19 protein-coding genes are annotated in these 23,150 nt (G+C 72.8%); 11 read left to right on the forward strand and 8 right to left on the reverse strand.

All coding sequences use genetic code 11. From position 1 onward, the window contains the following. Nucleotides 1–791: 791 nt before the first annotated feature. Nucleotides 792–2,561, forward strand: coding sequence for a hypothetical protein (locus ABZ635_RS12235; protein WP_357763031.1), 1,770 nt, complete (start codon nt 792–794; stop codon nt 2,559–2,561). Between the two features lie 291 nt (nt 2,562–2,852). Next, nucleotides 2,853–3,080, forward strand: a complete 228-nt coding sequence (locus ABZ635_RS12240; protein WP_357763034.1) for a hypothetical protein — start codon at nt 2,853–2,855, stop codon at nt 3,078–3,080. Nucleotides 3,081–3,103: 23 nt separating this feature from the next. Here ABZ635_RS12240 and ABZ635_RS12245 read toward each other — a convergent pair whose 3' ends face one another. Both ABZ635_RS12245 and ABZ635_RS12250 read right to left on the reverse strand, forming a co-directional pair. Further along, entirely contained in the window at nt 3,104–3,670 is a 567-nt protein-coding gene (locus ABZ635_RS12245) for a TetR/AcrR family transcriptional regulator (protein WP_357763156.1), read from the reverse strand. Between the two features lie 260 nt (nt 3,671–3,930). Next, the gene (locus tag ABZ635_RS12250; protein ID WP_357763037.1) at nt 3,931–5,310 is read right to left on the reverse strand and encodes a GH1 family beta-glucosidase; all 1,380 of its coding nucleotides are present in this window, start codon (nt 5,308–5,310) and stop codon (nt 3,931–3,933) included. A 144-nt stretch (nt 5,311–5,454) separates the two neighbouring features. Between ABZ635_RS12250 and ABZ635_RS12255 the strand changes: the two genes are divergently transcribed. Then, the gene (locus ABZ635_RS12255; protein ID WP_357763040.1) at nt 5,455–7,044 is read left to right on the forward strand and encodes a hypothetical protein; all 1,590 of its coding nucleotides are present in this window, start codon (nt 5,455–5,457) and stop codon (nt 7,042–7,044) included. 18 nt (nt 7,045–7,062) lie between these two features. Here ABZ635_RS12255 and ABZ635_RS12260 read toward each other — a convergent pair whose 3' ends face one another. From ABZ635_RS12260 to ABZ635_RS12270, 3 genes are all read right to left on the reverse strand, one after another. Next, nucleotides 7,063–8,148, reverse strand: a complete 1,086-nt coding sequence (locus tag ABZ635_RS12260; RefSeq protein WP_357763042.1) for a magnesium and cobalt transport protein CorA — start codon at nt 8,146–8,148, stop codon at nt 7,063–7,065. A 92-nt stretch (nt 8,149–8,240) separates the two neighbouring features. Continuing rightward, a complete protein-coding gene (locus ABZ635_RS12265; protein WP_357763045.1) occupies nt 8,241–8,993 on the reverse strand; it encodes an alpha-ketoglutarate-dependent dioxygenase AlkB in 753 nt (250 codons plus the stop codon). Between the two features lie 74 nt (nt 8,994–9,067). Continuing rightward, nucleotides 9,068–10,870 (reverse strand): hypothetical protein, encoded by a 1,803-nt coding sequence (locus tag ABZ635_RS12270; RefSeq protein ID WP_357763048.1) that lies wholly within the window; start codon nt 10,868–10,870, stop codon nt 9,068–9,070. 182 nt (nt 10,871–11,052) lie between these two features. Here ABZ635_RS12270 and ABZ635_RS12275 point away from each other — a divergent pair, with 182 nt between their 5' ends. Together ABZ635_RS12275 and ABZ635_RS12280 are read left to right on the forward strand one after the other, a co-directional pair. Beyond that, nucleotides 11,053–11,502, forward strand: a complete 450-nt coding sequence (locus ABZ635_RS12275) for a hypothetical protein (protein WP_357763051.1) — start codon at nt 11,053–11,055, stop codon at nt 11,500–11,502. Further along, entirely contained in the window at nt 11,499–11,837 is a 339-nt protein-coding gene (locus ABZ635_RS12280) for a transcriptional regulator (RefSeq protein ID WP_357763054.1), read from the forward strand. The genes ABZ635_RS12275 and ABZ635_RS12280 overlap by 4 nt, the downstream gene beginning before the upstream one ends. Nucleotides 11,838–12,118: 281 nt before the next feature. Here the strand turns inward: ABZ635_RS12280 and ABZ635_RS12285 are convergent, their stop codons facing one another. Then, nucleotides 12,119–13,216 (reverse strand): EamA family transporter, encoded by a 1,098-nt coding sequence (locus ABZ635_RS12285; RefSeq protein WP_357763057.1) that lies wholly within the window; start codon nt 13,214–13,216, stop codon nt 12,119–12,121. A gap of 71 nt (nt 13,217–13,287) precedes the next feature. On the opposite strand from ABZ635_RS12285, the gene ABZ635_RS12290 reads away from it, so the two are divergent. After that, nucleotides 13,288–14,208 (forward strand): LysR family transcriptional regulator, encoded by a 921-nt coding sequence (locus ABZ635_RS12290; RefSeq protein ID WP_357763158.1) that lies wholly within the window; start codon nt 13,288–13,290, stop codon nt 14,206–14,208. 36 nt (nt 14,209–14,244) lie between these two features. On the opposite strand, the gene ABZ635_RS12295 is transcribed toward ABZ635_RS12290, so the two are convergent. Continuing rightward, a complete protein-coding gene (locus ABZ635_RS12295) occupies nt 14,245–15,174 on the reverse strand; it encodes a LysR family transcriptional regulator (protein WP_357763060.1) in 930 nt (309 codons plus the stop codon). A gap of 314 nt (nt 15,175–15,488) precedes the next feature. Between ABZ635_RS12295 and ABZ635_RS12300 the strand changes: the two genes are divergently transcribed. From ABZ635_RS12300 to ABZ635_RS12310, 3 genes are all read left to right on the forward strand, one after another. Continuing rightward, a complete protein-coding gene (locus ABZ635_RS12300) occupies nt 15,489–16,031 on the forward strand; it encodes a GNAT family N-acetyltransferase (RefSeq protein WP_357763063.1) in 543 nt (180 codons plus the stop codon). A gap of 171 nt (nt 16,032–16,202) precedes the next feature. Next, entirely contained in the window at nt 16,203–17,384 is a 1,182-nt protein-coding gene (locus tag ABZ635_RS12305; protein WP_357763066.1) for a hypothetical protein, read from the forward strand. A 96-nt stretch (nt 17,385–17,480) separates the two neighbouring features. After that, on the forward strand, nt 17,481–19,562 hold the full coding sequence (locus ABZ635_RS12310; protein WP_357763161.1) for an FUSC family protein: 2,082 nt from the start codon (nt 17,481–17,483) through the stop codon (nt 19,560–19,562). A gap of 25 nt (nt 19,563–19,587) precedes the next feature. Here ABZ635_RS12310 and ABZ635_RS12315 read toward each other — a convergent pair whose 3' ends face one another. Then, the gene (locus ABZ635_RS12315) at nt 19,588–20,241 is read right to left on the reverse strand and encodes a cyclase family protein (protein ID WP_357763069.1); all 654 of its coding nucleotides are present in this window, start codon (nt 20,239–20,241) and stop codon (nt 19,588–19,590) included. A gap of 248 nt (nt 20,242–20,489) precedes the next feature. On the opposite strand from ABZ635_RS12315, the gene ABZ635_RS12320 reads away from it, so the two are divergent. Continuing rightward, nucleotides 20,490–21,170, forward strand: coding sequence for a lysophospholipid acyltransferase family protein (locus ABZ635_RS12320; protein WP_357763072.1), 681 nt, complete (start codon nt 20,490–20,492; stop codon nt 21,168–21,170). A 280-nt stretch (nt 21,171–21,450) separates the two neighbouring features. Next, on the forward strand, nt 21,451–22,797 hold the full coding sequence (locus ABZ635_RS12325; protein ID WP_357763164.1) for an FAD-dependent oxidoreductase: 1,347 nt from the start codon (nt 21,451–21,453) through the stop codon (nt 22,795–22,797). Nucleotides 22,798–23,150 lie beyond the last annotated feature (353 nt).

Raw genomic sequence — 23,150 nt, forward strand, 5'->3', positions numbered from 1 at the left:
GCCGCTCGGGAACCGACCAACCGCACGACCCCGGCCCGTGCCCGCGCCACCCGCATCGTGGGGGTGACGCGGGCACGACGCTGATGGTCGCCGGTGCGGATCACCCACCCACCGCGTTCCGCCCCGGCGCTCTCCGGAGTACGGACTCAGACCCTTTCCTCGTGCGTGAACTCGGCATGCTCTCTTGGAAAGAGTGCGCGCCCCGAAGCCCCACCTTTATGTCGTAGATTTCCTACTGACACAGTCCACCCTGAACTCGGGCCCCCTGGTGGAGCTTCCCGTCGCCGTGCGGGCTGGCGCCGGTTGACTGCTGGTACTCGTGCCGATGCTCCTCCGGAACCGGTTGGCTCGGGCCCGCTGGTCATCGCGCTCGCCCCGCTTCCGATGGATGGCCCGGCACACGGAGCGGGCCGAGCTGCTTCGAAGCTCGTTCTTCTGAGCGGCCTCCGCGACCGGCGGCGCCCGGCCACGGGCCGCAATCTCTGTCCGTGCGGCCACCAGTGCACGGCCATGAACGCCTTGCTCACCCGGAGTTCGGGGTTCCCTCTGTGATCCGGTGACATTTCCGGCCCATCGGACACGAGTTCTCGTTCGGGCGACGGTGCTCCCCCGCCGCGCTGACACCCGCGTCCGCTCGCCCTCCCACCGCGCGGCACGCTCCGCACCGTCGACTTTCCGGACATAGGGGGCGGGTATCGGCGTTCCGTGGGTACGCGGGTGCCCGTCTCCCTAGGCTCACTCCGACATACCCCCCGTTCGCGGAAGCCCCTCCCCTTCCGCCTAGGAGAGTCATGCCACCGGAACCGGAGTCCGAGCTCCCCCGCAACCCGTACCGCGCCCTGGTCCTGTTGTCCCTGGCCGCCCTGTCCGGCCACCGGGACTCTCCCGGCCTGCTGGAGGAGGCGCACCGTCTGGTGACCGGCGCCCTGCCGCGCGGCCGCCGCCATCCGCGCCCGCGCGAGTACGCCAGGACCCGACGGCGGGTCCTGCGCAGATCGCTCCACCCCCGCCGCTGGCACCCGCGGGGACGAGCGGGACTGCGGGTCACGCCCGTGGACGGGAGCGGCGGCGAGGTCCGCGCCCTGGAACCCCTGGAGGGCCTGGACTCCCCCGCCCGGGCGGCCTACGTCCTGATGCGCCTGGAGGGCCTGGACGCGCGGGGCACCACGGCGCTCCTGGCGTCCGTCGGGGTCCGCGACGCCGCGGGCGCGGTGGACCGCGCCCGAGCCCTGCCGGCCACACCGCCCCTGCCCGACCCCACCGTCGTGCGGGTGAGCGGCCGGGGTTCCTGGCTGCACCGGCGGGGGCTGCTGACGGCCGCCGGAGGACTCGTCCTCGCGGTGATGGCCCTGGGGCTCACCACCGCCGACCCGGACGGGGGTACGCACTTCGCGACACCGGTCTCCTCCTCGCCCCGCCTGGCCGGGGCCACCGCCCCGGACGCGTGGCGGGAGAGCTTCCGGCTCGACCTGACCTCCTGGCACCCCCGCGGTGACGCCGTGGACGACGGCGCCCTCACCCGGCGGGCCCTCACGGCCTGGTCCGAACAGGAGGCCGAGGAGCGGGGGGTGGCCCCCGGCGAGCCCCGGATACTGTTCGCGGGCACGGTGGCCGACCGTGAGGTGGTGCTGCTGCACGACGGCCCCCGGGTCGCCCGCTACACCCGCCGGGACGCCGGGGACGGGCGCGCCGCCACGGAACTGGTGGAGGTGTACGCCGAGCCCGGCAACGGAGTGGCCAACTGGCCCGCGCTGCGTCTGGCCGACACCGACGAGGGCACCCACTACCTGTTGCCCCCGTGGGTGACGGAGGCGGACTCCTCTCCTCTGGGAGGGGCCGAGCCGGAGTGGACGCCGGTCGACCAGCGGGACGGGGTGACCGGGGCACTCGCCACCGGCGACCACTGCGGTGCCGGACCGGTCCTACGCCTGCGGGCGCCCGAGGTCGCGCACGGAGAGCCCTACGCCGCCGTCGACCTTGGCGGCTGGGACACCGCCCATCTGGGGTACATGCCGCCCCCGCCCTCGGAGATCCGGCGCCTGGGACCGCACGAGGTCCTGGAGTCGGAGCGCGGTTTCGGCCTGTGGGGAGACCTGGCGTGCGCGGGCGAGCTGCCGGAGGAGCCCGTGCGGACGGCCACCGCGTGGGAGTTCGCGGTCCAGGAGCTGCCCGGCGGCGGCGAGGGCAGGTGGGTCTGCGTGCGCTTCGGCGGGCACGACGGCGGCGGGCTGGCCCGCGCGGTACTGGTGACGCGGACCTCCGAGGGCACCCGGGCCGCGGTGGCCGGTGAGCGCGAGGGCGGCTGGGCGTGCAGCAACCTCGACCGCCAGGTGGCGGCGGGCACGTGGTGGCGCGACGACGAGAGCCGCTGGCACTACCTGGCCGCGGCCTCGCGCGAGGTCGACTCACTCTCCGTGTCTGGCGGGGCCGAGGGCGAGGCGGAGGACGGCGAGGGGGTGCTGGCGGTCTCCGGGCCCCGTTCGGAGGAGCCCCCCGCGGCACCGACCTCCCTGACCGCCCTCGACGCGCGCGACGAGGAGATGACCGTCCTGTCGCCCTGAGTCGGCGCCCCCGCCCCAGGGGGCGCCCCACCGGCCACCCGCCGGGCGCCGCGTCCCCGGCGCCGTGGCCGATTCCGGCCATCCTCACGTGAGGGTGCACGTGCAACGGTACCGACGGTGGTATCACTGGGAACAGAGTCCCCCACCCGGTCGGGGACGCCAGCGCTCCGTCAACCGGGTGTACCAGGTCGGGTTCGCTTTGCCGCGAACCTCCCGCGATCCCATGGCGCGGCCGCACCGGAGACGGACGCGGCACCGCGTTCGGCCACGCGCTGTAGTTAGGGTGAACGTATGTCGATTTGGGCGCGGGGAGACCGTACCGGGCGGGTCGGGGAGGCCCTCCTGATGCTGGAGGGTCAGGGGATCATCGACGGGCTGGAGTTCCTGCCCGCCGAGGAGAAGCCCTACCGTGTGCGCATCCCGGCCGGGATCGTGCACATGGACGAGGACGAGGCCTCCATGTTCGCGTTCGGGGCGGTCGTCGGCTCGTTCGGCAAACTGGCCCGGCAGCGGTCCTGAGCCCCGGGGCCCGGACCGCGGGCCTACCTGCGGCCCATGACGCGCAGAATCGCGTCGAGCAGCAGGTCCCGCACCATCGCCCGGTGCTCGGGGGTGCCCGGAACCGTCAGCTCGTTGTTGAACGTGGACAGGCACAGCCCCACGGTCATCTCGGCGAGCGGCAGGGCCGGGCGCCCGTCCCTGGGCAGTTCCTCGACGAAGCGCGCCACCTCGATCGCCTCGCGGACCGCCTCGGTCCAGGGTTCGGTGCGCTCGCGCCACCACAGGCTCTGCTCCCCCGGTTCCGAACCCAGGCCGGAGGCGGCGGCCAGCAGGGCTCCCGACTCCAGCCACAGCGCCATCCAGGCGTCCACGAGGCGTCCCATGTAGCCGTCGATGGACTCCATCCGGCCGAAGGTGAGGTCCACCTGGGAGGCGAAGGCGGTCAGGCGCACGTCGACGGCGGCCTGGAGTACCTGGTTCTTGTGGTTGTAGTACCGGTAGACGGTGGAGCGGTCGATGTCGACGCCCTCGGTGATCTCCTTGTACGTGATCTGGCTGAACGGTTTGGCACGCAGTAGTTCCACCAGGCTGTTCTGCAACTGGAGCATGCGCTGAGCGGCCCTGAGGCTCCCGCTGGTCCCCGAACCCGTGTCCCGCGGCAGCGTCATACCCGATCCGTCCGTCATGAGCCTGCGCGGCCCCCGTGTGCCAACGCCCACCAGCTTGCCCCAGATCGGAACGGATGCCAACACGCCGTTGGGCTGCCAGGGAACCCTGTGGGCGCGGGGTCCGGGTACCACTCGGCCCCGTGTCCGGGCCTCCCCTCCCCCGCGCACCACGGGCCGGTCCGCTGCGGGCCCCGGCGCCCCTACTCCCGGCGGGCCCGGTGCGCGGCGACGTGGTCGCGGTACCAGTGGTAGCTGTCCTTGGGGTGGCGTTCCAGGCTGTCGTAGTCCACGCGCACCAGGCCGAACCGGCGCTCGTAGCCGTAGGCCCACTCGAAGTTGTCCAGCAGCGACCACACGAAGTAGCCCCGCACGTCCACTCCCGCGCGGATCGCGCGCCCGAGGGCGTCGAGGTGCTCGTTCAGGTAGGCGATGCGGTCCGTGTCTCGGACGCGGCCCCCGGCGTCGGGCTCGTCCGGTTCGGCCGAGCCGTTCTCCGTGACCAGGATCGGCGGCAGCCCCGGGTACCGACGGTCGAGGTCCACCAGCAGCTCCTCGAAGCTCTCCGGAACCACGGGCCAACCCATGGTGGTGGTCCGGTACCCGTCGAGGTCCACCTGTTCGGCGCCCACGTCCACGGCGGTGCGCAGGGCAGGGTCGGGTTCGGTGTGCGGGGCGGCGCGGAACATGAGCGGCCGGTAGAAGTTGACTCCGAGGAAGTCCAGGGGGCGGCCGATGGTCTCCAGGTCCCCTTCCTCGCGATGGGGCATGTCGGCCAGCGGCCCCCAGACCTCGCGCTCGTTGTCTGGGTAGGCACCGGTGAACAGGGGGTCGAACCAGGTCCGGTTGTGCAGGGTCCGCACGCGTTCGACGGCGGCGCGGTCGGCCTCGGAGCCGGTGGCGGGAATCAGGTGGTCGGGGTTGAGCGTGATGCCGACCTGGCCTGCCCCGGCGTCGCGGAGCTCCGCGACGGCGTGGCCGTGGGCGAGGAGGAGGTGGTGGGCGGCGGCCAGGGCGCCGGCGCCCTCCCGGGTGCCCGGCGCGTGTCGGCCGACCGCGTGCCCGACGAAGGCGCTGCAGAAGGGCTCGTTGAGGGTGATCCAGCGGTCGACGCGGTCGCCGAGGCGGTCGGCGACGATCCTCGTGTAGTCGGCGAAGCGGTGCGCGGTGTCACGGACCCGCCAACCGCCCGTCTCCTCCAGTGCCTGCGGCAGGTCCCAGTGGTAGAGGGTGAGGACGGGTGCGACTCCCGCCTCCAGGAGGGCGTCGACGAGGCGGTCGTAGAAGGCCAGGCCCCGGTGGTGGGGGCGGCCACGGCCGTCGGGCTGGACCCGGGGCCAGGAGACCGAGAACCGGTAGAGGTCCACGCCGAGCCCGGCGATCAGGGCGACGTCCTCGGCGTAGCGGTGGTAGTGGTCGCAGGCGACGTCGCCGCTCTCGCCCCGGGCCACGCGCCCGGGCGTGCGGCAGTAGGCGTCCCAGATGGACGGCCCTCGGCCGTCCTCGGCGGCCGCCCCCTCGACCTGGTAGGCGGCGGTGGCGGTGCCGAACAGCAGGTGCGGGGGCAGGTGTGGCGCGTTCATGGGTGGGCCCTTCGTTGTGGGAGCGCTCCCAGTCTGACTTCCCGCCCGCCCCCGGGGCAACCCCCCGCGAACCAGGACCGCGCGGGGGCCGTCACAGTCCCGTGTGCGCCCCCGCGACCGCAGGCGCACAGGGAAAGGGAACCCATGAGCTACACCGACTACTCGCAGATCTTCTTCAGCAGGGACGGTCGCCAGGACCGCCGAATCCGCGCGCTCCAGGACGACCTCAGCAACGCGTACTCGCAGATGCATCGCGAGCGCAGCCGGATGCGGTCCGAACTGAGCCGGGTGCGGGGCACTTTGGAGCAGCGGTTGGACCGGGTGTCGGCGACCCTGGACGCCTTCATCGAACTCAGCGACGTGCGCGCCACCCTGTCGATGTTCGACCACGCCGCCATCGCCCGCCACCGCACCCTCCAGCTCCTCGACGGCACCCCGATGCCCAGCCTGGATCTGCGGGACGTCCCCGGGTACTGGCTGGTCCCGGCCGCCCGCGGCCTGCACTCCCTGCTGGCCGACGACGTCTCGCGCGCACGCCTGCACTTCGACGAGGCCTCCCGGATCGACGCCCCGCGCGCCCGGAGCTTCGCCGCGCTCTCCTGTGCCCTCACCCGCGCCGAGCACGCCCGCAGCCTCGGGGAGAGCGTGTCGGCCGACCTGCTCCCCCGCCTTCCCGGCCCCGACACCCAGGTGACCCGCGGCCAGCGCGCCCTGTGGATGCTCACCGCCGACGGCTCCTTCGGCGACGACGCCCGCGAACACCTGCTGCTGTCCACGCTGCGCGGCTGGTCGGCGGAGGGCGAGCGGGCTCCCGCGGTCGACGCGTGGTCGGTGCCCGACACCGGCGGCCGGGTCCGGGGGCCCAACGGCAGGAACTCCCCGCGCGTCTCGGCCACCGCCGATCCGCAGCGAAGGGCCGCCCGTGGGCTGGCCGAACTACGGGAGCGGATCACCGGGATCACCGCCCCGGACGGCGGGATCGGCTCACCCGAGGCGCTCAGTCCGGACCGGGACAGCTCCGACTTCCTCTGGGAGACCCTGCGACTGCTCGTGGAGGAGGGCAGCCGGGAGGAGGCCCCGCTCCTGGTCGAGGCCAACCGCCTGCGCGCGGTGATCGAGAACAACGGCGAGGCGGGCACCCCGGCCGCCTGGGGCGACGACGTCGGCACCGCGGGCTCCCTGCTGTCGCGGGACCTGACCCGGGAGGACGCGCCCCCGCACCGCCGGACGTTCTCGCTGGTACTCCTGCGCACCGCCGTCCTGGACACGGCCCAGGACCTGGCCGCTCGGGCGGGGGAGCAGTTCCCGGCCGCGACCGACCTGCGGCTCCACGGGACGACGGTCACCCTCACGTCCTCCGGCGCCGACCGCCAGCAGGTGGAGGAGGCCCGACGGCGACTGCGTCAGCGGGCCGCCTCCGAGGGCGGCACCGGCGGGGTCCTGTGGGGCGTGGCCGCCGTCACCGGCGTCATGCTGCTGTTGTCCCTGGCGACCGGTAACGCCGTCCTGTGGACCCTGACCGTGGCGGGGGCGGCCGCGGCCGCCTACGTCTTCTTCGCGGCCGAGCGGGAGAAGGGCGACGCCGAGGCCGTGCTCCGGCTCCAGGAGCGCAAGCTGGACCAGCAGGTCGAGGAGGCGGTCCAGGAGTGGCGCCGGACCCGGGTCGAGGCCGAGGAACACGCCGCCGAGGCCCACCGCGAGCTGGAGGCGATCCGTTCCCTGCTCGACCCGTGAGCCCCGGCGCCGAGGGCCTCACAGCCAGTCGTTGCGCCGGAAGAGGAGGTAGAGCAGGAGCGAGGAGAGGAACATGAAGGTCAGGACCAACGGCCAACTGAACACCCAGTGGAACCCGGGCTGCGGGGCGATGTTCATCCCGAAGATCGACGCGATGAGCGTGGGGACGACCAGGATGCCGCCCCAGGACGACACCTTCTTCATCGCCTCGTTCTGGGCCCGGTCGACGAGGTTGCTCTCCACGGTCATGATGTTGCCGAGCAGCTGACGGAAGCCCTCCACGTGGTCCTGGGCCGAGGCCACGTGGTCGGCCACGTCGCGCAGGTGCTCGCGCAGCTCGTCGCGGTGGCTCTCGCCCGGCTTGGGCATGTTCGGCCCGAACCGTTCGGGGCGGTCCAGCGGGGCCATGATCTCCTCCAGGACCCGCCCGAGCGGGTCGACGGCCCGTTGCAGCAGGATGATCTCCCGGGCCAGCCGGTAGGTGCGCCGGGAGGCGTTCCTGGCTCCCGACAGGACCGCGCTCTCCACCTCGTCGATGTCCTCCTGAAGGGCCGCGACGACGGGAGCGTAGTCGTCCACCACCCGGTCCAGGACGGCGTAGATCACGCCGAGGGCGCCGTGCCCCATCAGGTGCGGGTTGGCCTCCAGCCGTGCGCGAATCCGTTCGACGTCCACGGAGGGGTCGTGGCGGACGGTGATGACCACGTCGCTCTTGCCGAAGACGTGCACCTCGCCGACCCGCACCGTCTCCTCCCGTTCGTCGTAGGCCGCGGGGCGCAACACCAGGAAGAACACGTCGCCGTAGATCTCGGCCTTGGGCCTTTGGTGGGCGACGATCGCGTCCTCCACCGCCAGACGGGGCAGGTCGAACTCGCGGGCGGCCTCCAACAGCTGGTCGCGGTTGGGTTCGGTGAGGCTGACCCAGACCCCGAGTGAGGGGTCGGCCCGCACGGCGGCGTGGGCCTCGGCGAGGGTGGCCGCCTCGTGCTGGCGTTCACCGGACCGGTACAGCGAGATCCGGCACTCGCCAGGTGGCGCGTCCGTCGGGAGCGCCGCCTTCGCGCGTCCCAGCGCCATGGTGCGTTCGGGCGCGGAATCGGTCATGGTGTGCCCTTCCCTGCCTGGCCTGACCTGCCCGATCCTGACGCGGGCGGGGCCGTGGAGACGGCCCGACACGCCGGGTCGCCGGGGAGGGCTCACGGCGGCGGCTCTCCGGGGCCGGGCCGCCCCCGGGCCCGGTCCCGCAGCCCCGAGGCCCGCAGGGTGATGTTGAGCCGTCCCTCCAGGCCCAGAGCGGGGTCGGCGGTGCCCGGTCGCGTACGCGGGACCCCGTGGAAGGCCAGACGGGAGGGGCCTCCGAAGACGAACAGGTCGCCGCTGCGGAGTTCGACGTCGGTGTAGGGACGGGTGCGGGTCTCGGTGTTGCCGAACCTGAAGACGCAGGTGTCGCCGAGGCTGATCGAGACCACCGGCGCCGGGGAGCGTTCGTCGCGGTCCTGGTGCATGCCCATGCGCGCGTGGGCGTCGTAGAAGTTGACCAGGGCCACGTCGTAGGGGTCGCCGTCGTGGGGGGTGCCGTAGGCGTCCCGAACGGCGCGCGCCGCCAGGTCGCCGAGCAGGTCCGGAAAGGGCTGGACGGGGGTGCCGTCGGGGAGCCGACGGGCGTAGGAGGAGCCGCCGCGGCGGCCCGCCCCCGGGCCGCCCTCCGCCTCCGGTCCAGGGGCGTACGGGTTGGGTCCGGGGCTCCAGTGCCACCCGAGGGAGGTCATCGAGACGCTCATGACGCCGCCGCGCGGCATCGGATGGCGGCGTGTTCCGGCCGGTCCCCGGGCCCACCCCCGGCACCGGCGGACCAGGTCGGCCTGGTCCCGCGCGGGAAGCCAGCCGGGCAGGTGGACCGCCCCCGGGGCGACGGTGACCGGGGGTCGTGCGAACAGCGCGTCGTCCATGGGACCATCATGCCCGTTCGCGACGGCGTCCCCGGCGCGGGCGGTCCGGACCCGGAACCGGGCGGGCCCGCGGGTCAGCGACGCAGGAGGTCGCGGATGTTGACCACCAGGAGCACGACCACGATGAGCACGATCGGGACGGTGACGGCGATACGCCAGTCCGCGACGAAGGCCGCCACCACCCCCACGACCAGCCCCACGACCACCGCCGCGATCGCGATGCCGGTCAGGTACTGGACGAACTTGCGGCGGGCGACGGAGTCGATCGCGGCGAACGCGAGCACCACGCCGAGCATGGCCCACAGCGTCATCTGGCCGTCGAGCAGGAACAGCGTCAGCGCCAGCGAGATGAGCAGCAGCGGTGTGCTCAGCGCGACCCACAGGTGGAGGAAGCGGTTGGCGCGCTGCTCACCGGAGGCGTAGGGCATGTGCGGCGCCCTCAGGTGGCCCGTGGGTGAGGGCACGAGCGGCGTGTCGCTGGCCAGGGCCCGCAGGAGGGTGTCGCGCTCGTCGGCGAGCAAGACGCGCTTCTCGTAGACCTCGGCGAGCTCCTTCTCCAGGACCTCGATCCGCTGGGCGTACTCGCGGGCGCGCGGCCGGGAGGCGGCCTCCCGTTGCAGGGCCATGCGGGCGGAGTCCAGTTGGCGCAGGCCGTCGCGACGGCTGACGACGTCGCCGTCGAGCCCGCGCAGGCGCGTCTCCAGGCCGCGCACGTGGGAGCGGAGTTCGGAGCGGGCGGCGCTCTCGGTCGGTGCGACCTTCTGGAGTCCGACCCACGCGAGCGGGTCGGCCCAGGAGCGGCGGATGGTGCCGTCGCGTTCGTAGCGGGGGCCGCTGGGGGCGCGCTCCCCCTCGAAGAAGTCGCGGGTGTCGCGGCCCCACAGGCCGCGGAAACCGTTCACCCAGGGGGTGTCGTCGTCGATGAGGACGGCGTTCCACTCGCGGTCGCCGCCAGGGCCGAGGCGCTCACCGTCACCGCGCGCGTAGTCGACGAAGGGCACGCCGATGCCGTGCCGGTTGATGGCCGCGTCGGCGCGGAACAGCCGCTCGGAAATCCGCCGCCAGCCGCGTACCAGACCGCGCAGGAAGGAGGGGTCGACCTGGATGAGGTAGTCGCCGGGGAGCATCTGGTGTGAGTGCGAGCCCGCTCCGACGTAGATGACCGGGTGCGACCCGTCCCGGTGCAGGTCCGGGTCGGCCCAGGAGCGCCGCAGGTCGTCGCCGTGGTACTCGTGCGAGGACGCGCCGACCCAGACCGGGCGCGTGGTGCCGTCGGGGTTCTCCACCACGTAGACGGTGACGCGCTCCCAGTCGGCCTCGTGGTCGTTGACCCCGCCGTAGATGGTGCGCCAGTCGTTCATCGCGTAGAAGAACCAGTACTGGAGGACGACGTAGCCGCCTTCGCGGGTCACACGGCCGTAGTAGGTGGCTCCGCCGTTGTCCACGCGCTCGCGGTAGCGGGTGACCGCCGCGAAGGTCACGCCGCCGGGGACGGCGCCCCGGATGAGCAGGGAGAGCTTCATGAGGATGTCGAGGACGCGGCCGAGGACGCCGACGGCGGCGAGGCGGCCGCTCTTGGGGATGACCGAGCGGGCCATGCCCCTGAACCGGCGGGCCTCCTCCCGCAGGGACTCCTCCTGGACGAAGCGCAGGTGCTTGTGGCGGCCCGGCCACTCCTCCTCGGCCCGGGCGAGCCGGTCGAGGGTGAGCTCTCCGGCGGGGACGATGACGCTCTCGCGTCCGCCGGGCTCCTCGATCCAGAGGCTGCAGTTGCGTACGTAGGCGTCCACGTCGGTGGGGAAGAAGAGTTCCCCCTTGGTGCACATGAGCACGGGTTCGTGGGCGCGCAGGAGTTCGAGGTCAGATGTGGCCGCCATGATTCGGACCAAGGTAGTACATGGAGGGGCGGCCGCGCGCGCCGAGGAGCGGTTCGGCGCGGTGGCGCGCGTCATGTCGCCGCCGCGCCGGGAGGGCCGTGGCAGCGGGCCCGACGCGCGGTCGTCCACACCACCGGCGGACGTCACTTGCCCGAACGGAAAGTGAGTGCGAGCATAGAAACATGACAGCGATCGAAGGAGCCCCCATGCGCCGCGAGGACGCCTACGACGCCCTGGAGCGGGCCCGGTTACTGGACGCGAGGATTCGCCCGAGGGGCCGTTGGTACACGCTCTACGGTGTCGTCTTCGGCCTGACGAGCGCGGTCCTTCTGCTGATCGTCGGGATCACCGGGACGGTCACGGGGGTCGTGGTGGGCCTGGCGCTCTACGCGGCCGTGCTCGGTGCCCTGATCGTCTACAGCGTGCGCCAGCCCGTGAAGCCGTTGGACTACGCCAGGCTGCACAACTGGGGCATGGCGGGGTGGACCCTGGTCTACACCGTCGCGATCGTGGCCGGGTCGGTGTTCTTCCGGGGCGAGCCGCTGTGGTGGGTGCCGATGGCCGTGCTGAGCGCCGTCCCCACGACCGTGGTCGGGCTCGTCGTCCTGCGCCGCAGCGGGAGAGGCCGGTGAACCACCCGCGCAGCAGACTGGACGAGGTGATCCACTCCCCCGTCCGGTTCTCCATCGTCGCGGCACTGGCCTCGGCCAGCCAGGTCGAGTTCCGGGTCCTACGGGACACGGTGGAGGTCAGCGACTCCGTGCTGTCCAAGCAGATCGCGACGCTGGAGGAGGCCGGGTACGTGGGGGTGAGCAAGTTCCGGGTCGGCCGCCGGACCCGGACCTCCCTGACCCTCACCCCTCAGGGGAGGGAGGCCTTCGAGCAGCACGTGCGGGCCCTGCGGGACATCGTCTCGGGCGCGGACCTGCGCCTACCCGCGGGCCTGCACCTGCCGGAGACCACCTGAGCCGTACCCGGCCGCGAGGCGTCGCGCCGCTCCCCGCGCGGCGGCGCCCCGCGCTCGGGACGGGCTGGCGGTTCCCCGCCGCGCCGCCCCCGGTAGGCGCACGGCGCGTGAGCGGCCAGGTGTGAGGACGCCCCCGGCTCCCGCCTCGCCGCGCGGGAAACGGGCTGGCGGTTCCCCGCCGCGCCGCGTCCGCCCTCTTGGGGGCACGCGGCGGGGAACCGGGTTCGGGCGGCCCGTGAAGGCCGGTGGGCGGGGCCCGGACGCCGGGGAGGACGACGGGGTCACGGAGCGCTCGGGGCGGCGGACGCCACCGGCTCGGCCCGCCCGGCGCCCGGCCCCGTGCCCGGGTCCGCGGTGAGCGCGGTCCCGGACTCCTCGGCGGCGCCCACAGTCACTCTCGGACACTCGTCGGTAGGCGGGGCGCCCGCCCCGGCCTCCCCTGCCGCCCCGGCGGGGGACCGGCGCACACGCACGGTCTCGCGCCGGGGGACGGCGGGGCGCGATCCGCGGTCGCCCCGCGCGGCACCCACGCCCGCGACCACCACCAGCCCCATGCCCACCAGCTGCACGGCGACGGGCGCCTGACCGATGACGATCATGCCCATCACCAGTGCCACGGCCGGTTCGAGGCTGCTGAAGGTGCTGTAGGCGGTACGGCTCATCCGCTGGAGGGCGACCATCTCCAGCAGGAACGGCACCATCGGGAAGAGCAGGGCGATGAGCAGGGTGAACGCGATGAGCCCGAGGTCGGGCTCGGCGACGGCGGCCGGCGCCCCCAGCGGCGCGGTGACCAGCGCGCCCACGGTCATCGCCAGGGCCAGGCCGTGCACCGCGCCGAACCCGGCCCCGACCCGCTGGGTGAGGACGATGTAGCCGACGACGCAGACGGCACCGGCCAGCGCGAAGCCGATGCCCGCGAGGTCGAGTTCGCTCTGCCACGGGCGGGTCAGGCAGACCACGCCGACCACCGCCGCGACGATCCACACGAGTTCCCTGCGGCGGCGCATGGCCGCGACGGCGACCACGAGGGTGCCGAGGAACTCGATGGAGGTGGCGGTGCCGAGCTCGATGCGTGCCGTCGCCTCGGAGTAGAAGAGCATCATCCCCGCGCTCGCTGTGCCCAGGATCACCACCGCACCCAGCTCTCGCGGGGTCGCCGCGCGCACGGCCCGCCACAGGGAGGGGCCGCCCAGTGCCAGGAGCAGGAGCGCCGCCCACGTCAGCCGGAGCCAGGTGACCGTCGCCGGGCTCGCCTGGTCGAAGGCGGTCACGGCCAGGGCGCTGCCCGTGTGCAGCGTGAACATGGCGACGAGCAGCATCAACGGTGCCGGGACCTGAATCCGGGCATGACGGGGCGAGGTGAGGAAGGAGCGGATCACCCGACCATTGGACTCATTTCATTCGTTTCTGTCCACGGACTGATGGTTGATGAACCATGTACTTTTGGTTGATGGACTTCACCCGGCTCCGCCTGCTCGTCGAACTGGAGCGACTCGGCACGATGGCGGCCGTGTCCGAGGTCACAGGCATGAGCACGTCGGCCGTCTCGAAACACTTCGCCGTCCTGGAGAGGGAGGCGGGCGTGCCGCTCCTGGCCCCGGACGGCCGCCGGGTGCGCCTCACCCCGGCGGGGCGCCGACTCGCCGAGCACGCCGTGGACATCCTCGCCCGGGTGGAGGCCGCCCAGGCCGAGTTCGACGGCGACACCGACCCCGTCGGCCGCGTCGACCTGGTGATGTACACGTCGGCCGCGCCCGTCGTCCTGCCCGCCCTGCGCCGCCTGCGCCGCGACCACCCCGGGATCGACATTCGCCTCACCGAGTACGAGTCGGACCAGGCGCTGGATCTGCTCCAGGACGGAGGGGCGGACCTGGGGGTGGTGTACCAGTACAGTCTTCTCCCCCGGGAATTCCCGGGCACGCTGACGGTGTACCCGGTGGGCACCGAGGCCCTCCTGCTCTCCCAACCCTCCCAGGGCGCGGACAGCCGGACGCTGACCCGGCGCCGCCTGCGCGAACTGGCCGACGCCTCATGGATCGCCAGCCCCTTCCGGGGCGACGAGGAGGCCCTCCTCCAGCGGATGTGCGCCGACGCCGGGTTCACCCCGCGCATCCGGCACCGGGTGGACACCCTGGAGCTGTTCGAGGAACTGGTGGCCACCGGGGTGGGTGTGGGGGTCGTGCCCAGGTTGTCGACCAGTACGCGGCGCGGGGTGGCCCACGCGCCCCTGGGCGAACTGGGCGGGGTGCGGCAGGTCTACCTCGCGGGGCGCACCGGCGGCTGGGCCTGGCGCCCGATCCGCGTCGTCGCCTCCTATTTGCACCAGGCGGCCGAGGACGTCCTCGACGAGGTGCCCGCCCTGCCCTTCTGAGCCCGAGGGCGCGGACGGCCGGCTGCGCCCGACCGGTCAGCCCGCGATGGCGAAGGGTCCGACCGAGGGGACCGGAACCTTGCTGGCGGCCTCACGGATCGCGGTGAGCAGCGGTTCGGGGGTGGACCCGGCCCGCGACAGCACGATGATGTGGCGGCGCGCGGTCTCGCGCACCCCGCGTACGACGATCTGCGGGTGGTTCAGCCCGGTCCAGGCCAGTCGCGGCATGAGGGCGACCCCCAACCCCGCCTGGACCATGGAGAACACCGCGCTGAAGTCGTCGACCGTGTGCACGACCCGCGGCTGGAAGCCGGCCTGGTTGGCGGCGGCGGTCACGCACGAGTTCCAGGCGGTACCCGCTCCGGACATGATCCAGTCCTCGTCGGCCAGGTCCTCCGCCAGGTGCAGGCTGGTACGCGTGGCCAGCGGGTGCTGGTAGGGCAGGATCGCGTCGAAGAGCTCGACCATCACCGGGTCGCCGCGAAAGTCCGGGTCGCCCGCCGGGGGCAGGTGGCTGGTGGACATGGTGACGGCCACGTCGAGTCGGCCGGAGCGCACCATCTCGGCGCTCTCCTCGGGTTCGGCCTGGACGACCTCGAAGGTCCAGCCGGGGTGGCTGGTGCGCAGCCGGGCCAGGGCGGGGGCGACGAGGTCGCTGATGCCGGTGGAGAAGGAGCCGACCCGGACGACACCGCGGTCGCCGTCGGCGTACTCGGCGAGGTCGGCGGCGGCGCGCTCCATCTCCGCGAAGATCACGTGCGCGCGCTTGAGGAGCACCCGGGCGGCACCGGTGAGCAGGAAACGGCGGCCCTGGCGTTCGACGAGGGGGACCCCGGCCTCCTTGGCCAGGGCGGCGAGCTGTTGGGAAACCGCCGACGGGGTGACGTTGAGCGCCTCCGCGGTGGCGGCCACCGTGCGGTGGTGGTCAAGGGCCTGAAGGAGCTGCAACCGCCGAACGTCGATCATGCGTTCCAATTTAGGACAGAACGGACAGGTTTCGATCGTGTTCCGGTCTGATGACCCGCACTTTGATGGTGATTCCGTACACATCGTCCACCGGAGCCCGGGCCGACACGTGAGAAGCCGCGGCGAAGAAAGATTCGATATTTTTCCTTCATGGGCATGTCGTGCACGCTTTTTTTCCGTGTCGCACCTGTTCCGATTGATACCGGCACGTACAGTCAGATCCACAGCTCAACCAAGGAGGCGCAGAGCGCGACTCCCGGGGGATCGCACCCCCTGCTGGTGGAACGGGTGAGAAGAACATGCAAACTTCGCTGATGACCAAACCTCGTTCGTCGAACGTCGGCGTTCTCGGCTTCCGTTACCTCGGCGCCCACGAGGTGGAGGAGCTGGCGGACCTGTGGGGCGCCCTGCACCAGCAGCACCGGGTGAGCGCACCGCACCTGGAGGACATCATCAGCGCGGTGAGTCTGGACGAGTCGTGGCGTCGCCGCAGGTCCCAGTACCTGGCCTGGCTCCGCGACCCCGACACCATGGCGATCCTCGCCGAGCACGACGGCGACCTGGCCGGGTACGCCATGGTCACGGTCCGCGAGAGCGCCCAGGGCAGCTGGGACCGGGGCGAGCGGGTCGCCGTGGTGCAGACCTTCGCGATCGACCCCGAGTACACGGGTCTCGGCGTGGGCTCCAAGCTCCTGGAGGAGGTCCGGCGCCAGCTCGCCTCGATGGGCGTCCGGGACATCGAGTTCTCCGCCCTGGCCACCGCCTCCGAGGACATCAGCTTCCTGGAGCAGGAGGGCTTCCGCCCCTTCGTCACCACGATGGTGTGCCGCGTGGACGGGTTCGGCGCCCACGATTAGACACTCCCGACCGACCGCCTCCGGCCGCCGTCGCCCGCCGGGTCGGTACCGGTCCCTTGATCCAGCCCCCGCGCGGTCCTACCCACGTCCCGCGCGGGGGCTTCTCGCGTCCGGCGACACCCCGCGACACACCCCGGCACAGGCGGGGCGCGAACCGCTACGCTCGGGCCCGTGGCCTCCTCCGACTCCAGCACCTGCATCTTTCCCGGCTGTTCGCGCCCGGTCCCCCGCGGCTCCTCCCCGGGTCGTCCTCCGCAGTACTGCGACCTGCCCGAACACACCCGCTGGCGGGCGTGGAAGGAGCGTCAGCGCCTGGCGCAGGAGGCGGAGAACGCCGAGGAGGCGGCCCGGGCCGAACCGGACGAGCGGGCCCAGCCCGCGGCGCCCGCCCGCGCCGAACCCGTGACCGCCGCCCGGCTGCGCGCCGACGACCTCCTCACCCGGTTCGCCGTCCAGGCCGAGCAGCTCGGCGCCACCCTGGAGTCGGCCACCGAGGCCTTCGCGACGATGTCCGACCCGGCCGCGGCCGAGGCCCAGGTGGAGGCGGCCCGGCTGGCCGCGGCCCGACAGGTGTCCGAAGCCGACTCCGCGCGGCTGGAGGCGGAGAACCGCCGCCGCGAGGCCGAGGCGGCCCGCCGGTCCGCGGAGGAGACCACGGCCGCCGCCGTGTCCGCCACCCAGGAGGCCGAGCGCATGGCGGAGGACGCCCTGCGCCGCAGGGACGACGCCGAGACCGAACGGGACCGGCAGGCGGAGGTGGCCCGTACCGCCGCGGCCGAACGCGACGCGGCGGTCGCCGAGGCCCACGCCGGGCTGGCCGCGGCCGAGCGCCGGGTCACCGAGACCTCCGAACGGGCCCGTACCGAACTCCTGCGGGAGAGGGCCGAGTCCGCGGAACTCCTGGAAAGCGTCCGGGCGGAGGCCGACGCCCTGCGCGCCGAACTGGCCGAGCAGTCCCGCCGCCGGGACGAGGCCGAACTCGCCGAGCGCGGTGCCCGGGCCCGGGCCGAGGACGCCGAGGAGCGGGCCGGTCGTCACGCCCGGACCCTGGAGGAGGAGCGCTCCCGCTTCGACACGGAGCTGGACCGCGCCCACCAGCGGCTGGAGTCAGACCGCGTGGCCGCCGGAGCGGAGCGCGCCAGGCTCACCGCCGAGCTGGAACGGCTGACCCACGAGCTGGAGGCCCAGCGCCGCAACGCGGAGATCACCCTGACCGAGGCCCGTGAGGCGGCGGCCGCGCGCCTGTCCGTGGCGGAACAGGCACGGGACCGCGCCCTGGAGCGGGCCGAGCGCGCCGAGCGGTCGGAGGCCCAGCTCAGGCAGGCTGCCGAGACCGTACCCCCGAGTGCCTGATAGCGCACATCCGCCACCTACGTGCCCTTTCGTCACGATGTATCGGCTTAGGATGGCCACGTGCGAGATCTGGGAACCACTGGCGAGACCGGCCCGATGAACCTGGGCGGGAGCGAGTCCGCGAGAGCCCCGGAGCGCGTCACGGTGGGTGAGCGCCCGCGACCGCGCGTCGACCTCAAGGCGGTCTTCGGCCTGGAGGCGGGCCCCTGGGCCTGGACGACCGCGCTCCAGGCGGCCGTCGCCATGACGGTGTCCTTCGCCCTGGCCTCGGTCATCTTCGGACCCCAGGTCGGCACGCTGGCCGCCCTGGGCTCCATGACCGTCCTGTACGAGAAGAAGACCCCCTACGCCTACCGTGCGGCCGCACTGGCCCTGGTCGGCCTGGGCTTCGTGGCGGCGGTCACCGTCAACTCGCTGGCGGCCTCGCTCTCGCCGTGGGCGGCGGTGGCCTCCATCGGGCTGACGGCGGGGATCGCCACCTGGGTGTGCGCCGCCTGGCGGGTGGACAAGCCCGGCACCATGTTCTTCGTCCTGGTCGCCACCATCTCCACGATCGCCCCCGGCGGTCTGGCCGAAGTCCCCCTGCACGCGCTGGTCGCCGCCCTGGGCGCCGCGGTGGGGTGGACGGTCTCGATGTCGGGCGCGCCGTTGCGCGCCCGACACCCCGAGTACAAGGCGGTGTCCGCGGCCTACCGCGAGCTGGCCACGCTGTTGCGCGCGGTGGGAACCGCCGAGCTCGACCACGCGCAGCACGCGGCGTCGGTCGCGCTCGCCGACGCGTGGCGGATCGTGCTCCTCGGCCAGACCCGCGGCTACCGCACCACGGCCGAGGCCGCCCGGCTGCGGGCGCTGCTGCGCTGGGTGTCCGACATCCACCTGGCCGCGACCCAGGTGTGCATGGCCCGGCCCACGCCGCTGCCCCAGGAGGCCGCGGAGTTCGCCGACCGGATGGCGTTGGCCGTCGCCGACCCGGCGGGCGCCCCCGACCCCGACTCGTTGGACGAGCTGCGCCGGGGCATGCGCCCCCGTTCCCTGGAGGCGCGGCTGTACAACCTGCTGTCGCGTGCGGCCCAGTCCGCGCGACGCGGGTCCGAGGACGAGGAGGACTCCCGGCGCACCGCCGACCTGCACGACGACCGCTACCCGGCGCTGTGGAGCTCGCTGCGGTCGAGCCTGAGCGGCGACTCCCTGATCCGCCCGACCGCGCTGCGCATGTGGTTGACGGTGACCCTCGCGGGCGCGTTCGGGCTGTCCATGGGGCTGGACCACTACTACTGGGTGGCCCTGACCACCACCGCGGTCCTCCAGGGCGGCAACGTGGTGCTGACCCTGAACCGGTCGGTGCAGAGGTCGCTGGGCACCCTGCTGGGTGTGCTGGGCGGTGTCGCACTGCTCGGCTTCGACCTGCCGCTGGTCGTGGTGATCGTCCTGGCCGGGCTGCTCCAGGGCGCCACGCAGCTGGTGGTGGGCCGCAACTTCTTCTACGGCTCGGTGCTGTTGACGCCGATGGCGCTCATGCTGTCGTACACCGCCAACCCCTACCCGGTGGCCGAGCTGGCGGGGTCCCGGATCATCGACACCCTGGTGGGTTCGGCGTTCGGCATGGCGGGCGCTCTGCTGCTGTGGCGCAGCGCGTCGGCGACCCGGCTGCCGCAGGCCATCGCGAAGGTCCTGGAGAGCACCCGGCAGTGCATGATGGCGGTGCTCGACCAGGACGTGGAGATCACCGAGGAGCGCCGCTACCGGCTGCGCCGCGACATGCGGGCGGCCCTGGTCAGCCTGCGCGGTGTGTACGACAGCGCGATCGGCGACGTCCCCCGCGCGGCCTCCACCCGCCCGCTGTGGCCGGTGGTGGTGGCCACCCAGCGCATCGGCTACCTGGCGCTGGCCGCGCTGTCCCAGGACCGCAGCCCGGACCCGGCGGGCACCATCACCCTCCAACGCGTGGACCTGGCCTTCCACGAGCTCATCTCGGCCATGAGGGAGCGACGCACGCCGAGGCTGGGCGCCCTGCCCCGGCTGCCCGCCTACCCGAGGATCAACATGGAACTGCGGGCGCTGGCCAACGCGATGACCAGCGCGGTGGCCCAGGACGAGCGCTCCGCCCAGCAGGAGGCCGAACGCCGGGCCCAGCGCGAGCGGCGCCGCGCCCAGAAGGACGTGGACGCCGACCTGTAGGGGGCCGGGCCCGGAACGGCGCGCCTCAGGGGACCACGGCGAAGGCCCGAACGGGGAAGGCCGCCATCCCCCTGACCTTGGCGGGGACGGCGTGGAACCGGAACCCCTCCTCCGGCAGCCGGTCGAGCAGGCACAGGTGGGTGACGATGGGGACGCCCGCGGCGAGGAGCACCGCCTGGGCGGGCCTGGCCCCCTCGGTGGCGGGGGCGGTGTCGTCGACGCTGACCGAGTCGATGCCGACCAGGACGGCACCGGCCTCGACCAGGGTCTTGGCGGCCGTCTCCGTGAGGTGCGGGTGGTCGAACGACCCGTAGGCCTCGGTACGCCAGTGCCGGTCCCAGCCGGTGCGGACCAGGACGGCCCGGCCCCGTAGATCGAGCCCGGCGAAGGACTCGGGGCCGATCCCGCGCGCTCCGGTGGCAACGACCACCACCCCGGGCAGGTCGGCGACGCGTTCCAGGTCGAGGTCGGCGGGGTCGGCCCCGTCCCGGTACCGGTGCGCGGGGATCTCGACGTGGGTACCGGTCGCTCCGACCAGGGTGACGCGACCGCTGCTGTCGCCGTGCCCGGGGACGCCCCCCGCGACGGTGGTGCTCTCCTCGACCACCGGTCGTGGCAGGCCGGGGCAGGTGCTCATCCCGTCGGTGATCTGGTGGCTGACGTCGACCAGTTGCGCCATGGCTGTGTTCCTCGCTCGCGTCCGGAGGGGACCCCCGACCGGGATCAGAGGTCTAGACCATCACCCTAGCGCGCGTGCCCCAGGTCACGGCAGTGGTCGACGGCACCGAACTTCGACGGACCTGCGCCGACGGCCCGTCCCGAACCCGGATAGGCTCTGGTGGCGCGTCGCGGCGGCCGCCCCCTGCCGGAGCCCGCACGCCCGCGCCGTCCCCGCGTATCCCGCGAACCACCGAGAAGGGGCTACCTGTGTCACCGTACGGAGCGGCCAAGGCCGTCGTCGCACCCGTCACCCGCGTGGTGTGGCCCCAGAGGGTGGAGGGCGCCCACCTGGTTCCGGAGGACGGGCCGGTGATCCTGGCCTCCAACCACCTGTCGAACATCGACCCCCTCTTCCTGGGCCTGGCCTGTTCCCGCCAGGTGCGGTTCATCGCGAAGAAGGAGCTCTTCGACGAGAGCACGTTCCCGCGCAGGCTCCTCTCGCGCGCCCTGAAGCTGCTGGGGCCGGTCTCGGTCGACCGCCGCCCGGGGCAGAGCTCGCAGGAGGCGATGAACAACAGCGTCGAGGTCATCAAGGGCGGCGAGGTGTTCGGCATCTTCCCCGAGGGCTCCCGTTCCCCTGACGGGCGCCTGTACAAGGGCCAGACCGGCCTGGCGTGGCTGGCGCTGAGCACGGGGGCGCCTGTGGTGCCGGTGGCGCTCACGGGGACCGACCGCATCCTCCCGCCCGGCCGCAGGGTCCCGTCGTTCAACCGTGTGGGCGTGCGTTTCGGGGAGCCCGTCGACCTGTCACCCTGGGAGGGGAAGGCGGACCGGGCCAAGGCCCGGCGCGAGTCGACGGACGCGATCATGGCGGCGATCGCGAAGCTGTCCGGGCAGGAGCAGATCTCCCGGTACGCTTCCTCAGTCAAGGCGGAGCTGGAGAAGTAGTGACTTTCCCCACAGGCCGCTCGGGGCTGAATCGGCCTTGACGGGGCGTTGACCCCAGACTGAAGGCCCCTTGCGGCGAGGTCGGACCCGGCCCCCGCCTGGAACGCGGCCTCGGGGCGGCGGCGCGGAGCCCTTCCCCTCCCCGGCGGGAAGAGAAGAATTCCCTACCCTTATAGTAGGTTTTTCCGATGGCGACATCGGATAGATTAGGCAAGCCTTACCTATGGCGTCCGACCCTGGCGCGAAGACTTGGAGCTGTGCGATGACGCGACCACTGCGAGTGGGAATCGTTGGTGCGGGCCCCGCGGGAATCTACGCCGCGGACCTGCTCACCAAGGACGAGACCCTGTCCTCGTGCGGCACGTCCGTCAGCATCGACATCCTCGACAAGCTGCCCTCCCCCTACGGCCTGGTCCGCTACGGCGTGGCCCCGGACCACCCCCGGATCAAGCAGATCCAGGGTGCCCTGCACAAGATCCTGGACAAGCCGGAGATCACCTTCTACGGCAACGTCGAGTACGGCGTGGACCTCAAGCTGGAGGACCTGCGTCGGCACTACGACGCCGTCGTCTTCGCCACCGGCAGCGACCGCGACCGCCCCCTGGACATCCCCGGCGTGGACCTGCCCGGCAGCCACGGCGCCGCCGACTTCGTCTTCTGGTACGACTCCCACCCGGACGTGGCCCCCTCCTGGCACGTGGACGGCACCAGCGTGGCCGTGATCGGCGCGGGCAACGTGGCCGTGGACGTCGCGCGCATCCTCGCCAAGGACGCCGACGACCTGCTGTCCACCGACATCACCGACAACGTGTACGAGGGCCTGCGCGCCAAGCGGATCACCGACGTGCACGTCTTCGCCCGCCGGGGTATCGCCCAGTGCAAGGCCACCCCGATGGAGCTGCGCGAGCTCGACAAGCAGCCCGGCGTCGAGGTCCTGGTGTACGCCGAGGACTTCGAGATGGACGAGGGCAGCCTCCGGGCCTGCGAGGAGTCCAACCAGGTCAAGACCAACGTCAAGGTCCTCCAGAACTGGGCGATCCGCGACGAGCGCGGGGCCGAGCGCCGCCTGCACCTGCACTTCCTGCACTCGCCCGTGGAGATCCTCGGCGAGGACCGGGTCAGCGGCATCCGCACCGAGCGCATGGAGCTGACCGGGGACGGCAGCGTCAAGGGCACCGGCGAGTACGTGGACACCGAGGTCCAGGCCGTCTACCGGGCCATCGGCTACCTGGGCTCGCCCCTGGCCGACCTGCCCTTCGACGAGGAGCGCGGGGTCGTCCCCAACTCCGGCGGCCGCGTCCTGGACCTGGACGAGCGCCACGTCGACGGCGTCTACGCCACCGGCTGGATCAAACGCGGCCCGGTCGGCCTCATCGGCCACACCAAGGGCGACGCCCTGGAGACCGTGACCAACCTGGTCGCGGACCGTGAGACCTTCACCCCCGCCGCGGAGCCCGACCCCTCGGCCTTCCGCTCCCTGCTCGCCGAGCGCGGTGTCGAATACACCACCTGGGAGGGCTGGCAGCGCATCGAGGCCCGCGAGGAGGAGCTGGGCGCCGAGCGCGGCCGTAAGCGCCTCAAGCTGCTCACCCGCGAGGAACAGACCAGCGTCGCACGCCAGGCCTAAGGGCGTGTGAGCTTCCCGGCCGGTCCCGTACCCCTTTGCGGGACCGGCCCTTCGTTCTCCCCCGTGCCACACGTGAGATTGCGCATGGGGTTCTCCTCCATCGCGTGGAACAACTCCTCGGACGTATGGGTTAGAGTCACTGTTGGTCGGTGTGGTAGCAAGTGTCCCCCGGGCCTCAACAATTGCCTTCGCGGAATACCGCGTCCGGCACCCGCCCTTCGCGGACGGGCTGATCGGACGGCCAGGAGCCCCGTTGTGCCCCGCGCCGAGAGGCGACCGCCATGCCGACCTCATCCTCGTGCCCCGCTCCCACCGAGGTGGGAGCGGGGCATCGTGGTCTCTCCAGGAAAACG

It is taken from the genome of Nocardiopsis sp. NPDC007018, from assembly GCF_040635075.1.
In the GTDB taxonomy this organism is placed as follows: domain Bacteria; phylum Actinomycetota; class Actinomycetes; order Streptosporangiales; family Streptosporangiaceae; genus Nocardiopsis.

Excerpts from the sequence above, each read along its gene's own strand:
- ABZ635_RS12270 (WP_357763048.1), bottom strand. The coding sequence starts at position 10,870 with ATGGCGGCCACATCTGACCTCGAACTCCTGCGCGCCCACGAACCCGTG.
- ABZ635_RS12235 (WP_357763031.1), top strand. The coding sequence starts at position 792 with ATGCCACCGGAACCGGAGTCCGAGCTCCCCCGCAACCCGTACCGCGCC.
- ABZ635_RS12300 (WP_357763063.1), top strand. The coding sequence starts at position 15,489 with ATGACCAAACCTCGTTCGTCGAACGTCGGCGTTCTCGGCTTCCGTTAC.
- ABZ635_RS12275 (WP_357763051.1), top strand. The coding sequence starts at position 11,053 with ATGACAGCGATCGAAGGAGCCCCCATGCGCCGCGAGGACGCCTACGAC.
- ABZ635_RS12310 (WP_357763161.1), top strand. The coding sequence starts at position 17,481 with ATGAACCTGGGCGGGAGCGAGTCCGCGAGAGCCCCGGAGCGCGTCACG.
- ABZ635_RS12295 (WP_357763060.1), bottom strand. The coding sequence starts at position 15,174 with ATGATCGACGTTCGGCGGTTGCAGCTCCTTCAGGCCCTTGACCACCAC.
- ABZ635_RS12290 (WP_357763158.1), top strand. The coding sequence starts at position 13,288 with ATGGACTTCACCCGGCTCCGCCTGCTCGTCGAACTGGAGCGACTCGGC.
- ABZ635_RS12265 (WP_357763045.1), bottom strand. The coding sequence starts at position 8,993 with ATGGACGACGCGCTGTTCGCACGACCCCCGGTCACCGTCGCCCCGGGG.
- ABZ635_RS12255 (WP_357763040.1), top strand. The coding sequence starts at position 5,455 with ATGAGCTACACCGACTACTCGCAGATCTTCTTCAGCAGGGACGGTCGC.
- ABZ635_RS12250 (WP_357763037.1), bottom strand. The coding sequence starts at position 5,310 with ATGAACGCGCCACACCTGCCCCCGCACCTGCTGTTCGGCACCGCCACC.
- ABZ635_RS12240 (WP_357763034.1), top strand. The coding sequence starts at position 2,853 with ATGTCGATTTGGGCGCGGGGAGACCGTACCGGGCGGGTCGGGGAGGCC.
- ABZ635_RS12315 (WP_357763069.1), bottom strand. The coding sequence starts at position 20,241 with ATGGCGCAACTGGTCGACGTCAGCCACCAGATCACCGACGGGATGAGC.
- ABZ635_RS12245 (WP_357763156.1), bottom strand. The coding sequence starts at position 3,670 with ATGCTCCAGTTGCAGAACAGCCTGGTGGAACTACTGCGTGCCAAACCG.
- ABZ635_RS12260 (WP_357763042.1), bottom strand. The coding sequence starts at position 8,148 with ATGACCGATTCCGCGCCCGAACGCACCATGGCGCTGGGACGCGCGAAG.